Raw genomic sequence first — 13,370 nt, 5'->3', positions numbered from 1 at the left:
GCTGGATGTCACTGCGGTGATCTTGGACTTCCGGATGGCTGATGAACTGTAGCATGAATTTCTTGATTCATCCACTAATCCTCCGCTAACGATCCCCTGTTCGCGGTAATGAACCGGTAACTTTATAAAATCCTGCACAGAATACAACATTTTCCTCATGTTAACGGCTCAAATCCAATATTGTTGTACAAAATGCAGCATTTCGCCGTTCTCAAGCGGCTTTGCAGGATTATTCTTGTATTTTGTACAACAATCCTCCCCAAAACCCTGCGATCCAGAAGTCAAAGTTGCAAAACGTACAACATTTATGCCTATATTGCTTATTTAAGGTTACATTTATGCCCGCATTGCTTACTTAAGAGACTCAATTCTGCCGGCAATCAATCAGAAGTGAGGATTTAAGTGTTTAAGTGTTTATTCCGTTAGTCCCGCAAGTCCGACCAGTCCGACCAGTCCCGCCCGCGATTGACCGGCAACTCGTGTGGTTGTTGAGTAAAGTGCGGTTCCCGCATCCCGCCCGCTATATCCGTTTCTCTGAACCCGTTACCTTCCGCCAGCTCCACAGGAAAGGACGGAGGGGGAAATACAAGAAATGCAGCGCCTCCGGCAGCGGCAGTGTCTTCGCATCCGCTGCATAAGGATACATAAAGCCGGTTACATAGAGCACCTTATGCCAGGGGGATAGAATTGCCGGCTGGTAATATTTATAATGACGCTCGACCTCCGGCTCCAGCGGAGGGTTGTGCAGATTGACCATCCGCGCCACATAGAACAGGGCGCGCTGCGCTAATCTGCGGGCTTTGGGTTGGTCCGTCAGAGCGGACAATCCGGGCTCTATCTCCGCGTCCAGCAGACCGGCTGCCAGAATAAGTGCCTGTCCGCCTACAGCACTGTAATTGTAGCGCCGCAGCAGCCGGGTCAATACAGCGGAGTCGGGCTGCTGCAACAGCAGCATTTTGATGTCCAGCAGCCATCTCAGCCGGGACCATCCATGTCTGGCTCCATGGGCAGCCAGGAACAGGAACAGATCCTCCTGGCCCAGGTAGTGGACATTGCGGCCGAATGGGCTGCTTGTCCGCGCATGCTTCCACAGGGTATCGAAATCGGGTTCTTTGGACGGCCCCGGGCTTAATCTCCAGTGTACCTCCGCCTTGATTTTACTGACCGGATGATTGAATGTAGTATGATGCTCCCGCCATTTCCAGTCTCCGAGTATGCTCTCGAACGTTTCTTCCTTCACATACCCCAGACGGATCAGCAGGGCTTCCGTATCCTGCAGCTGCGCCATCGGCACCAGGAAATCAAGATCCCGTGAGGTCCGCAGCGAGATATCTCCGTACAACGCCTGCGCAAGCACCGGACCCTTGAGGAATAGACAGCGGATATTCAATTCGGCCAGCTGAGTGCCGAGGTTACTCATTTCACCGCTGAGCTGAAGCATCTGGACGGTATTGCGGCGATACTCCATTTTTATCCGCTCCAGGACGCTGGCAGGAATCACATCCCCATCCATCCGGCTGAGCTTGGGGTACAAATATGGATATACCCGGTGATGCAAGGTAAGCCGCAAGAATACATCCCAGTCCAGGCCCGTGAACAGCTGCGGATTCTGGTGTGCCGTTTCATTGATATTCTCAGAAGTTAAAAGCGCAAGAAGAAGTAATGTTTCCTTAGATAAGCTCCCCTTATCGAGGGTAGGCCGTTCATTCATAGAGACTCTCCTTACTTGGCTTTGAACAGATCCGCACCGGATTTGTTCAAAGATAAGAATATATATGCCTGACGCATTAGAATGTCCTTATCTTTCCCGCTGAAACGGATACCGTCCTTCTTAGGAAGGCTGGCCGTTTCTACTTGTGTTTAGAGAATGATATTAGTGAGCGTACCATCGTTAACAGAAATCTGTCAATTTAATCTGGCGATGTAATCCTGATGGGCCATGTGCATCTAGTCAAGCGGCAACACTCTTGACGCTACAGTGCCTGTTACCCCTATAATGCTAGGATAAGAGAGAAATTATAGTTAGGGGAACTGCTGAGCGATGGTGCTGTTGGGAGCTTTGGTGAATGGAGTAGCTATTATTATCGGAACAATGCTGGGCAAGCTGCTGGAACGGATACCGGAGAGTATGAAGAACACGGTGATGAACGGGATTGGGCTGGCGATTGTTGTGCTGGGGGTGCAGATGGGCCTCAAAAGCGGGAATTTCCTGATCGTCATTCTAAGCCTTGTGATCGGGGCGGTAGCCGGTGAATGGATCAACATTGAAGACAGGTTCACCCGCGCAGGGAATTGGCTGGAGCGTAGAGTGGGGGCAGGCGGACAGGGGAGTATCTCGCTGGGATTCGTCACGGCAAGCCTGGTGTTTGTGGTGGGTGCGATGGCCATTCTCGGAGCCCTGGACAGCGGCATCAAAGGTGATCATCAGATTCTATACACCAAAGCGATTATGGACGGATTCATTTCCATTATTCTGACCTCGACGCTGGGAGTCGGTGTTCTGTTCTCGGCGGTCCCTGTTGTTCTATATGAAGGGATTATTGCTCTGCTTGCTACACAGATTACCCGGTTTGTACCTGAAGCGCTGCTGAACGACTGTATTGCTGAGATGACCGCAGCGGGAGGTATTATGATCATGGCGATCGGCCTGAATCTGCTGGGAATTACCAAGATCAAGGTAGCCAACCTTCTGCCCGGCATTCTTGTGGCTGTACTGCTGGTCGTGCTGGTGCATGGATTTCAACTGAATTGAGAAAATCTGGGCCATACGGGATTTCCTCCGCTTGAACTTGTGGTGAGACGGCTAATATTTCTATAATCAACTACCCCCACTTAGCCCATAAAGGGTCTTGAAGTGGAGGTATCCTTGCCTTATATCAGATGAACGGGCATGCGCATTGCCGGACCGTTATTTGATTGTGATAGCGATTTTGCCCTGAGCCTGCCGGCCTTCGCTGAGCAGATGTGCGCTGCGCAGTCCTTCTGCAGTGAGCGGGAAAGACTGGCTGATAAGCAGCTTCAGCCGGCGCTCGGCCGTCAGCCGGGCCAGCTCGGCTAACTGGAACGGGTCGGCGGCGGGAGTGAGGTACGCTGCAGTGATGTCCCCAGCCGCCGCTTGTACCGGGTCAGGCCGCTCCGCAGTGGAGATCAGCCTCCCGCCCGGTGCAAGAACCGCGAAGCTCCGGTTCAGGATCAGACCTCCGGCGGTGTCGATCACAACATCTATGCTCTGCCCGAGAATAGCGGCGAAATCCTGCTCTTGCCGGTCTATCGCCTGGTCGGCTCCGATGCCCCAGGCCAGATCAAGCTCATCACCGCTTACCGTCGTAATCACGGTAGCTCCCCGGAGCTTGGCAAGCTGGATAGCCAAGCTGCCGATACCTCCCGCGCCGTCGTGAACCAGCACGCGGTCCCGGCTGGAGACCCTGGCACTGGCAAGCGCCTGCCAGGCGGCAAGTCCGGCAGCAGGCAGAGCGCCAGCTGCTTCAAAGGATAACCCCGGGGGAATCGGCGCCAGCTCCTGGCCGTTTGCCAATGTATATTCCGCGTAGGCCCCGCCCTTCTTAACCTGCATCAGCCCAAACACCGCATCACCCGGCTTGAACCGGCTTACTCCGCTGCCTGTGCTCACGACCACTCCGGCAACGTCTATTCCGGGGATCAGCGGGAAGGCAGGTGTGTGTCCGCTGCCAGCAGGCAATGAGCCCTCCCTGACCTTCAAGTCCGCCGGATTAACAGAAGTCGCATACATTTCAATCAGAATTTCATGCTCACCCGGAATGGGAACGGGGATATCAATCTCTGTTAAATTTCCGGCGGGGCCGAACGCATGAATAGCGATGGCTTTCATTGATGGTAACCTCCTATACTGCTTGCGGATTCGTTTGTACATACTATACTTTTGCAGATGTATTTAAAAGCTAAGAATTTATATGCTCTGCGCATAAATTATCTTATCTTTCTCGCTGAAACGGTAGCGTCCTGAAAAAGGACGGCAAACCATTCCTGCTTGGTTGAAATCCATTAGGTAGCGCTGTGGAAACTATGCTAGAATATGACTCTAAAGTGCTGAGAAAGAGGAGGAATCCCCTGACAATGAACACTGACTGGAAGAAAAATATTGCCTTTTTCCTTACCAGCCAGACCGTCTCGCTGTTCGGATCTTCACTGGTCCAGTATGCGATTCTCTGGTATATTACCCTGAATACACAGTCCGGAGTAATGATGACGTTAGCGATTATCTGCGGATTTGTGCCGATGTTTCTCTTGTCGCCCTTTGCGGGGGTCTGGGCAGACCGTTACAGCCGCAAATGGCTGATTGTCCTCTCGGATTCCATTATTGCGGCTTCGACGCTGGTTCTGGCGATATTGTTTCTGCTGGGGTACGACCAGATGTGGCTGCTTTTTGTGGTGTCTGCCCTGCGGGCGCTTGGAGGCGGAGTGCAGACACCGGCTGTAGCAGCCATGCTGCCGCAGCTGGTGCCGGAAGACAAACTGACCCGGATCAGCGGAATCAACGGCAGCATTCAGGCAATGGTGATGCTGCTGTCCCCGATGCTGAGCGGAGCCCTGCTGAGCATGGCGAGTATTGAAATTATATTTTTCATCGATGTGATTACTGCTGCAGTGGCGGTTATGACGATGTTTTTCTTCGTGCAGGTGCCGCTTCACGCCAAAGCTGCTGCAGAGCAGACGCTCAGCTATTTGAGTGATCTGCGCCAGGGCTTCAGCTATATCCGGCAGCATGCTTATATTAGAAGCTTTTTTATTTTCTGTGCTTTTTTCTTTGTGCTGGCGGCCCCGGTGTCGTTTCTGACTCCGCTGCAGGTTACGCGAACCTTTGGCGGGGATATCTGGCGGCTGACCGCCATTGAGATTACGTTCTCGATCGGGATGATGCTTGGCGGGCTGCTGATGGCCGTCTGGCCGGGTTTCCGGAACCGGGTTCATACGATGACCTTATCGGCCCTTGCCGTCGGGATATGCACGTTTGCGCTGGGTGTAATTCCGGTCTTCTGGATTTATCTTGCGGTAATGGGGCTGGTGGGACTGGCGCTGCCGTTCTTCAATACCCCCTCCACAGTTCTGCTGCAGGAGAAGGTGGAGCCGGATTACCTGGGCCGGGTCTTCGGGGTGCTGGGCATGATTTCGAGTTCGATGATGCCGCTGGGCATGCTGGTCTTTGGACCGTTGGCCGATCTCATACAGATTGAATGGCTGCTGATCATTACGGGGGTGCTGCTGTTTATCCAAGGCTTTTTCCTGCTGGGTAATAAGGTGCTGATCGAAGCAGGCAAGCCTGCTGCTGTGCCTGGTGCTGAAGCGGAGAATGCCGGAGGGAATGAGTAAGATCTGCCGGTTGCTCCGGAATCGCATGAATGTTTGTACAAAAGATTGAAATCAAGGAGTACAGTACTGTAGAATTGCACTATGTAAGATAAACGTTCTATATATCAGATTTAACCAAGAAGGGGATTGTATCGTTTGAATAATGAAGAAGTAATCCAAGAGCTGCCAGAGAATTATGAGGAACTGAAGAAAGCCGCCGGCCGCTCCGCGGATTGGAGAGCGCGTCTTGAAGCAGTGGAAGAGCTGGGCCGCTACAACCACAAACAAATTATTGATATCCTTAATCGTCTGATGATCAGCGATCCTGTATATACCGTTCAAGAAGCCGCGTACAACAAGCTGAGAGCCTTCGGCGAAGAGGTCAAGGTTCCGTCTAAGAACAAGGCCGAGCTGTTCAGAGGGGTATCGAAGATTATTCTGCGGATTAAGAAGAGTCTTCCGAAAGACCATTCTTACGAAGAGTTCAAAGAGAAGCTGAAGAAGATGCGGGTTGACGTCTACGATGCCTATGAAGGCGAGAAGGGCGAGAATTTCGATGAATGGCTGGAGAAAATGTGGGTTTCGGCCACCAAATAGGTAGAGCGCAGCAAGCGGAGAGATGGGGGAGCCTTCCTTATCGATCCGCTTTTTGATGTGATAAGGGGGAAGGATCATGAGTATTGCAAGAATGCTGGGGATCACCTATCCGATAATCCAGGGGGCCATGGCGCAGATTGCCTACGCCGAACTGGCAGCAGCGGTGTCGAATGCGGGGGGACTGGGGGTCATTGCCTCCGGCGGGATGAGTGCGGACCGGCTGCGGGAAGAAATTCATAAGTGTAAAAGCCTGACGGCTAAGCCCTTCGGCGTCAACCTGATGCTGATGGCTCTCAACCGGGATGAACTGGCGCAACTGGTGATAGACGAAGGCGTGAAGGTCGTGACCACAGGAGCGGGTTCGCCCAAGAATTATGTGGCTATGTGGAAGACAGCGGGCATAGTAGTCATTCCTGTAGTTCCTTCTGTGCAGATTGCGCGGAAAATGGAGGCGCTGGGAGTCGACGCGATTGTGGCCGAAGGCACAGAGGCGGGCGGTCATGTGGGCGAGACTACAACCATGGTGCTTGTTCCACAGGTTGCCGATGCTGTAGCCATTCCCGTCATTGCTGCCGGCGGAATCGCCGATGGCCGGGGAGCGGCGGCGGCTTTTGCACTGGGAGCGCAAGGAGTGCAGGTGGGCACGCGCTTCCTGGCGACAATCGAATGTCCGGCCCATGAGCAGTTTAAGCAGGCGGTTATTGCCGCTCAAGACGGCGATACGCTGGTAACCGGCCGTTCGCTTGGTATTCCTGTGCGCAGCATTAAGAACCGTATGACGCTGGAGTACATGAGGCTGGAGACTGGCGGGGCGGGTAAAGAGGAGCTGGAGGCACTGGCAATGGGTTCTCTGGGCCTTGCGGTCCGTGACGGGGATACAGAGAACGGCTCGGTAATGGCCGGCCAGATTGCAGGGCTGGTACGTGAGATTACCACCGTGCAGGAGGTCATCACCTCCATGTTCGCAGAGGCCAAGACCGTTGGCCGCAAAGTATATAAAATGACCGATGATGTTCATACAGGCGCACTATATTAATCCAAGAAAAGGATGATTTCATGCTTACCCATAAATTTCAGGAATTCCTGGAGCTGTCCGCGCAATTGCGGCCCGGCTACACCGCCAGTCTGGGCAAGGCCCCGGCAGGAGGCAGTGCCGCTATTTCAGAGTATGCCCCCGAGGTTCCTCCGCTTTTACAGGCAATCTATGACACGGTTCTGGGAACGGGCAGCAGCGAAGAGGACCCCAGCCTGGTTGAATTCATTCCGGGCTACCGGCTGATTCATATCGGGGAATACGGCCAGGAAGTGGCGCTACTGTCAGGCATCCTGCAGGAGAAGGGCTATGCCGGCGGCGGGGTCGTGCTGCCGCTGCTGACGAACTACGGCAGTGATTTTATCTGCTACTACCGGTCTGAGGATGGGGTCGAGCGGGTATGCGACCTGCTGCATGACTACGGCGATTTGGTGACCATGTATGATTCACCGGAGAAATTCCTGGAGACCCTGTGCGAATTCTATAAGCAGGAGGTATATTTCCTGGATGAAGAGGGCTACCTGGACTGTGATCTGGTAACGGAAGGCGAGGTAGGCGCGGCACTGAATCCGGATGCGAAGTACTGGTCGGAGTAAGCAGCTGCGGCTCTGGATTATTTTGCATATATTCAAGTGTTTTGCAGGGCCCTTCCCTTTCGGTCCGTCTAACGGATGAGAGGATGAGGAAGGGAAGGGTGACTGCACATGCAATTTCTATTCAGGAACCGGAACGGGCAGCTCAGAGCAGGCTGGGAGATTTTATGGGTAGGCGGGGCTATTGCGCTTCTGACGGTAATTGTCTCCTTTGGTCTATCGCTGCGTGTGGGTTCCACAGGACTATTCGATCCGGACGGCTGGGTGCGTGTCTTCAAATCTACAGCCATCTATTCGTTTATTGTCGTGTGTTATACGGTACGAATAATACATAAGCGTCCGCTGTCCAGCATTGGACTGTCCAGGCCTGACGGTAAGCGGTTCGCTGCCGGCTTCGCAGGCGGAGCACTGCTGCTATCCTCCGTTCTGCTGGTGCTATGGGGTCTGGGGAATGCTGTGGTTCAGGGAGAGTGGTCACAGCCCCGGTTCGGACAGCTCGATGCGGCGGATATTGTGATTACGGCACTGCTGGCCGGAATTTGCGAAGAGGTGATCTTCAGAGGATACCTTCAGCATCTGCTGTCCTCAAGGCTCGGTATTCCGGCCGCAGTGGGCCTGACCTCCATCTTATTCTCGCTTGCCCACATGGCGAATCCAGGATATAGCTGGATCAGTGGACTGAATATCGTGATTATCGCTTTAATCTTCTCTTGGGTGACTCTCCGGACAGGTAATTTGTACGCTGCGATGGCGCTGCATATTTCCTGGAATCTGTTCCAGGGCTACATATACGGCGTTGCGGTGAGCGGGAATACGCCCAAAGGGATCTATTCGGTATCCTTACAAGGAAATGAGCTGCTGACCGGGGGCAAGTTCGGCCTGGAAGGGAGTCTGGTCACCACACTTATTCTTGTCATTCTGTATACAGCGTTACTGCTTCTGTCCAGCGGCAAACGCGGTACAAGGATACAGGGACGGGAAGGTTCGATTCGTATTCGTTAGAGCTTAAGGCTGTCTTGAGGTAAAAGCACAAAAATCCCCGTTCCTACGTCACTGTAGGAACGGGGATTTTATTGTTTCTCCAGTTCATTAGGAACTGGCCTTATCGGCGCGTTTCCAATCAACAGGCGCCAGCCTGCTGCTGCCGGCCAAGCTGCTGCCTACTCTTGCGCAGCCTTCTTCTCCTGCTCACGCAGCTCGATTCTGCGGATTTTGCCGGAGGTCGTCTTCGGCAGATCCGTAATGAATTCGATTTTGCGCGGGTACTTGTAAGGTGCAGTCTGTTCCTTGACATGGGACTGCAGCTCTTTGGCCAGCTCCGGTGTGCCGGCATGGCCGTCCTTGAGCACGACAAAAGCTTTGACGACCGAGCCGCGGATCTCGTCAGGACTGGCTACCACTGCGCATTCCTTGACCAGATTATGCTTCATTAATGCTTCTTCTACTTCAAACGGTCCGATGGTATAACCAGAGCTGATGATGATATCATCCCCGCGGCCTTCGAACCAGAAGTAGCCGTCCTCATCCTTGCGCGCCCGGTCGCCGGTTACGAAATACTCCCCGTGCGAGCAGTTTGCCTTGCGCTCCGGATCTTTGTAGTAATTCTGGAACAGGGCAGGCATGCTCAGGTGCACGGCGATATCACCTACGACCCCGGCAGGCAGCGGATGTCCTTCCTCGTCGATTACTTCAACAATACCGGGAGCAATCGATTTGCCCATGGAGCCGACACGGATCGGCTCATCCTTCAGCGCAGCGATGATCAGGGTGCTCTCTGTTTGTCCATAGCCGTCGCGGATCGTAATATCGAAGTGCTGCTGGAAGGTGTGAATGACTTCCTGATTCAACGGCTCACCGGCGGATACCGCACAACGCAGATTCGACAGATCGTACTGGGCGAGGCCTTCAGTCTTGGCCATCAGACGGTACTCTGTAGGTGTGCAGCACAATACCCCGATCTTCTCATCCTGCAGCAGCTGAAGATAACGGTCCGGATGGAAAGGGCCATTATAGACGAAGCCGGTAGCCCCGTTGCCGAGTACAGTGAGGAATGGACTCCAGATCCACTTCTGCCAGCCCGGTGCGGCCGTTGCCCAGACGGTATCCGATTCACGGATATCCAGCCAGAGGGAGGAGGTGATCCGCAGATGCGCATATCCCCAGCCGTGGGTATGGACTACGGCCTTCGGGTTGCCGGTTGTACCAGAAGTATAGGCCAGGATGGCGATATCGTCCCGGCGGCTGGCAACCGCAGGGAAGGAGTCGGATTGTCCGTCCATGAGGCCTTCCAGGTCTACCCAGCCGTTGCCAAGCTCAGCTTCGCCGACAGACAGGCGATAGTTCAGTGAAGGTAGATCTTCGGCGATCTTGTTCACTTCACCGGTAACCTCCGACCAGACAATGACCGCGCGGGCTTCGGAGTGGCGCAGCCGGTAGGACAGATCCTTGGCCCGCAGCATTTCAGAAGATGGAATAACGGCAAGTCCCAGCTTCAGGCAGGCCAGATAGATGACGTAGGCGATAATGCGGCGTGGTACCATAACCAGGACACGGTCCCCTTGCTTCAGACCGAGGCCAGACAGCCCCCCGGCCAGACGGTTAGCCTGAGCCATAAGCCGTCCATAGGTGATTTCTTCGAAATCCCCGTTCTCTTGTAACCATTTAAGGGCAATCTTATCTTCAGGATGCTGCTCCATTTCCGAAGTGAGATTGTAGAATTCAGGTGCGATCCAGCGTTGATTATCCAATTGAACCTCTCCTATGCAAACATGATGATGAATCTGATAAATATAGTATAGCACGTTCTCCTAGTACCAGATGCTAAATCACCGTAACGGTACAGAAGAATGTTCTGTGACAGCTTTTATTTTGAACGTTCTCCTCTTTAAGGGGAGAACGACATGATTTTCAGAAAAATTCAATTCCCCTTTTCATTAAGTGATATAATCAGACCTGAATATTTGAAAATTACGGAACAGGCGGTCGATAGTTATGCTGGAGGATAAACAGGAGGATAAGCTTGGGCAGCTGCAGAATGTGCTCAGTATGATTCAGAAAACGTATCCCGAGGATGCTGCCCTGGTGCTCGCGGATACGGACAAGGTGCTTGCTTATCTTCCCGGTGAGAAGATTGATCTTAAGGTTCCGGTAGGCGCACCTATTGAGAAGTTCAGAGGTACTGTGTCGTATGCAGCCCTAGAGACTGGCATAGTGCAGCGCGAGGAACGCGGCCCGGAAGCTTTTGGCATATCCTATCTCTCAACGGCAGTCCCGGTCATGCGTGAGGGTGAAGTCATTGGTGTTATTGCAGCAATGGTATCCAATCACAAGGCGGCAAGGCTTCAGGAGGGTGCACAGGAATTGTCCTCCCTGGTGGAAGAAATGACGGCGACCTCCGAAGAAGTGACCCGTTCCTCCATGGGAATTACCCAAAGACTGGACGAGTTAGTGAGCAGCTCGAATTCTATGGTTCAAGATATCGAGAGCAGCTTTGAGATTCTGTCCACCGTCAAACGGATCGCTGACCAGTCACATATGCTTGGGCTTAATGCAGCAATTGAAGCAGCGAGAGCCGGTGAACAGGGACGGGGATTCGGCGTGGTGGCGACGGAAATCCGCAAGCTGGCTAATGACAGCCACGCACTGGTGAAGAACATCCACAGCCAGCTGGCAGGGATGAAGCAGTCTATTCTGCAGATGGACCAGTCTATCCAGCACATCATGTCATTCTCACAGCATCAGGGACAATCGATGCAGGAGTTAAGCCGGGCGTTTGAGCATGTGGCCGGGACTGCGAATGATTTATCCAATATGGACTAAGCCCGGACGTATATTATAAACTGCAGCCGCAACAACCCTCAGATGATGCCTCCGGGCATCTTTTTTATATAAGCAGGTCCAGACATGTCTAATGTTGCTTCCCATGAAGTTATTCATACAGGAATTACGGGTAAAATAAAGACAAGACGCTTCACACAACAGAAACAGCAGAAAGCGGGCAGCAGAAAATGAGCAATCAATCGCCAATCAGCGGAACAACCTTTGATGAGATATTCGCAATTATGGAAGCTTCTTTTCCGGTAAGTGAGATCAGAACCTATAGCGGGCAGCGGGCCTTGCTGGCGAATCCGAATTATCACCTGTATACCGAAAAGGATGCAGAGGACCGGACGCTCGCTTTCATGGCCGTCTGGGAATTTCCTGAATTGCGGTTTGTTGAGCATATTGCCGTTAACCCGGATATCCGGGGCGGGGGAATCGGCAAGAAGCTGATGAACCGCTATATTAGCCGATCGGACAAGCCGGTGGTGCTGGAGGTGGAGCCGCCTGAGGGGGAAATGGAACAGCGGAGAATCGGATTCTATGAACGGCTGGGCTTTTATCTGAATCCGTACCCTTATGTGCAGCCGCCGCTGCGCGCGGGTCAAGCCGACCTCCCATTGCGCATCATGACCTATCCCCGGCCAGCTACCCTGAAGGAATTCCAGCGGTTTAGGGATATCCTCTACACCGAGGTGTACCAGATTACGGTCCCGAACAGCCGTTAACGCCTGGTGCAGATTCGGAATTACTTCTTTACAATCCGGATACAAGTTAGAAACAAGTTAATGGTTTAATGAATCTATAGCAAGGGACACACAAACAAACCACACACACAAGGGAGACGATATTAATGAAAAGCAAAAAAATGATCATAGCAACGATGGTATTCGGAATGGCTATTACAGGTTCAGCAGGTGTATACGCAGGAACGAATATGCAGAAGATCAGCGCGTACCTGAACCACAGCATCGGCTTCAAAGTAAACGGAGCGGCTTATACGCCGGTAGACGGCAATGGTAAGACATTGTCACCAATTACTTATAATGATACAACCTACCTTCCTGTCCGGGCGCTGGCGGATGCACTGAAGGTTCCGGTAACATTCAATGCTTCTACTAACCAGGTCATTCTGGGCAGCGGAACGACAACTCCAACACCGGATAACGGTTCAGCTATCACTTTGGCGGCAGTACAATACAGTGCAGCACAAAAAGAAGAGATTACCAAGGCGTTCGCCGCCTACCAGGGCTTTGAAACAGCTTATGCTCCGGCCCAAATGATCAGCGGGGATGCATTCCAGAAGGTTGTGGGCGGAGATGACGGCGTAAGCTTCCTGTTCAATAAAATGCGGGTGAATGTATCACCGCGTGATTATTCCTACGATTATGACGGAACTACCGTGAAGCTATCCAACGGAACTGAAGCGAAATGGTACACACCTTCAGATACGGCTATGCTGACCTTTGCGCTGGCAGACCGTTTTGTGACTATCAGTTCGCCGGATAAATCGCTCAGCAAAGCACAAATGGAGAAAGTAGCCGTAAGCGTTGCGAAGTTGAATAAATAATCACTACTGCTTCTATAGAGATAGAACACACAGAGAAATCTTCAGAAGCATATTTATAGAATGTTCTTATAGTAAAAAGGGATGTCCGCAGAGCCAGCTGAACTGGTTCTTGCAGACATCCTTTTTTGGTATACAGCTCTTGTTGAATGCTGTAGCCTATTTATTGGAGCTGTGCTGCTTGTTCGCCAGGCGGGCTCCAGGTGTTCCTTTGCCCCGGTTTCTGTTCTTCAGCGCTTTCCGCTGATTCTCCTGGAATTTCTCCACGAATTCATGAGTGTCCATTGAGATCCTCCTACAAGTTTGGATAGCATGTGTGTTCTCTGAACTTACTTTATCCATCTCCGCCCATTCTCATGCACGCACATATTGCGCTTGCTGATTGGATGGAGAAGTGCCTAAGAATGAGTTCAGAAATAATGCTTGCAATCAG

Annotated in this window: 13 protein-coding genes; 9 read left to right on the top strand and 4 right to left on the bottom strand. The window is 52.5% G+C overall.

The annotated features are described in order from the left end of the window. Nucleotides 1-520: 520 nt before the first annotated feature. Nucleotides 521-1,711 carry a nucleotidyltransferase domain-containing protein gene (locus GC101_RS14895; protein WP_171717876.1) on the bottom strand — a complete coding sequence of 397 codons (1,191 nt, stop codon included), beginning with the start codon at nt 1,709-1,711 and terminating at the stop codon, nt 521-523. Between the two features lie 330 nt (nt 1,712-2,041). On the opposite strand from GC101_RS14895, the gene GC101_RS14890 reads away from it, so the two are divergent. Then, nucleotides 2,042-2,752, top strand: coding sequence for a DUF554 domain-containing protein (locus GC101_RS14890; RefSeq protein WP_171717875.1), 711 nt, complete (start codon nt 2,042-2,044; stop codon nt 2,750-2,752). Nucleotides 2,753-2,908: 156 nt separating this feature from the next. On the opposite strand, the gene GC101_RS14885 is transcribed toward GC101_RS14890, so the two are convergent. Further along, nucleotides 2,909-3,850 (bottom strand): NADP-dependent oxidoreductase, encoded by a 942-nt coding sequence (locus tag GC101_RS14885; RefSeq protein ID WP_171717874.1) that lies wholly within the window; start codon nt 3,848-3,850, stop codon nt 2,909-2,911. Nucleotides 3,851-4,095: 245 nt separating this feature from the next. Here GC101_RS14885 and GC101_RS14880 point away from each other — a divergent pair, with 245 nt between their 5' ends. The 5 genes from GC101_RS14880 to GC101_RS14860 all read left to right on the top strand — a co-directional run bounded on the left by GC101_RS14880 (nt 4,096) and on the right by GC101_RS14860 (nt 8,553). Beyond that, a complete protein-coding gene (locus tag GC101_RS14880; protein WP_171717873.1) occupies nt 4,096-5,349 on the top strand; it encodes an MFS transporter in 1,254 nt (417 codons plus the stop codon). 135 nt (nt 5,350-5,484) lie between these two features. Beyond that, nucleotides 5,485-5,925 carry a HEAT repeat domain-containing protein gene (locus GC101_RS14875; protein WP_042133669.1) on the top strand — a complete coding sequence of 147 codons (441 nt, stop codon included), beginning with the start codon at nt 5,485-5,487 and terminating at the stop codon, nt 5,923-5,925. 76 nt (nt 5,926-6,001) lie between these two features. Continuing rightward, a complete protein-coding gene (locus GC101_RS14870) occupies nt 6,002-6,961 on the top strand; it encodes a DUF561 domain-containing protein (RefSeq protein ID WP_171717872.1) in 960 nt (319 codons plus the stop codon). A gap of 20 nt (nt 6,962-6,981) precedes the next feature. Then, a complete protein-coding gene (locus GC101_RS14865; protein WP_076247999.1) occupies nt 6,982-7,554 on the top strand; it encodes a hypothetical protein in 573 nt (190 codons plus the stop codon). A gap of 108 nt (nt 7,555-7,662) precedes the next feature. Further along, on the top strand, nt 7,663-8,553 hold the full coding sequence (locus GC101_RS14860; protein WP_171717871.1) for a CPBP family intramembrane glutamic endopeptidase: 891 nt from the start codon (nt 7,663-7,665) through the stop codon (nt 8,551-8,553). A 158-nt stretch (nt 8,554-8,711) separates the two neighbouring features. On the opposite strand, the gene GC101_RS14855 is transcribed toward GC101_RS14860, so the two are convergent. Beyond that, on the bottom strand, nt 8,712-10,247 hold the full coding sequence (locus GC101_RS14855; protein WP_171717892.1) for an acetate--CoA ligase: 1,536 nt from the start codon (nt 10,245-10,247) through the stop codon (nt 8,712-8,714). 295 nt (nt 10,248-10,542) lie between these two features. Here GC101_RS14855 and GC101_RS14850 point away from each other — a divergent pair, with 295 nt between their 5' ends. The 3 genes from GC101_RS14850 (at nt 10,543) to GC101_RS14840 (ending at nt 12,940) form a co-directional block, all read left to right on the top strand. Further along, entirely contained in the window at nt 10,543-11,370 is an 828-nt protein-coding gene (locus GC101_RS14850; RefSeq protein WP_171717870.1) for a methyl-accepting chemotaxis protein, read from the top strand. Nucleotides 11,371-11,558: 188 nt separating this feature from the next. Next, entirely contained in the window at nt 11,559-12,098 is a 540-nt protein-coding gene (locus GC101_RS14845) for a GNAT family N-acetyltransferase (RefSeq protein ID WP_171717869.1), read from the top strand. A 125-nt stretch (nt 12,099-12,223) separates the two neighbouring features. Beyond that, nucleotides 12,224-12,940 carry a stalk domain-containing protein gene (locus GC101_RS14840; protein WP_171717868.1) on the top strand — a complete coding sequence of 239 codons (717 nt, stop codon included), beginning with the start codon at nt 12,224-12,226 and terminating at the stop codon, nt 12,938-12,940. Between the two features lie 156 nt (nt 12,941-13,096). Here GC101_RS14840 and GC101_RS14835 read toward each other — a convergent pair whose 3' ends face one another. Continuing rightward, nucleotides 13,097-13,222 carry a DUF4023 family protein gene (locus GC101_RS14835; RefSeq protein WP_076161612.1) on the bottom strand — a complete coding sequence of 42 codons (126 nt, stop codon included), beginning with the start codon at nt 13,220-13,222 and terminating at the stop codon, nt 13,097-13,099. Nucleotides 13,223-13,370 lie beyond the last annotated feature (148 nt).

Origin of the sequence: Paenibacillus phytohabitans (genome assembly GCF_013141775.1) — a bacterium.
Taxonomy (GTDB): Bacteria; Bacillota; Bacilli; order Paenibacillales; family Paenibacillaceae; genus Paenibacillus_AQ; species Paenibacillus_AQ phytohabitans.
Note: the sequence above shows the minus strand (reverse complement) of the source record. Positions and strands in the feature narration are given on the sequence as shown.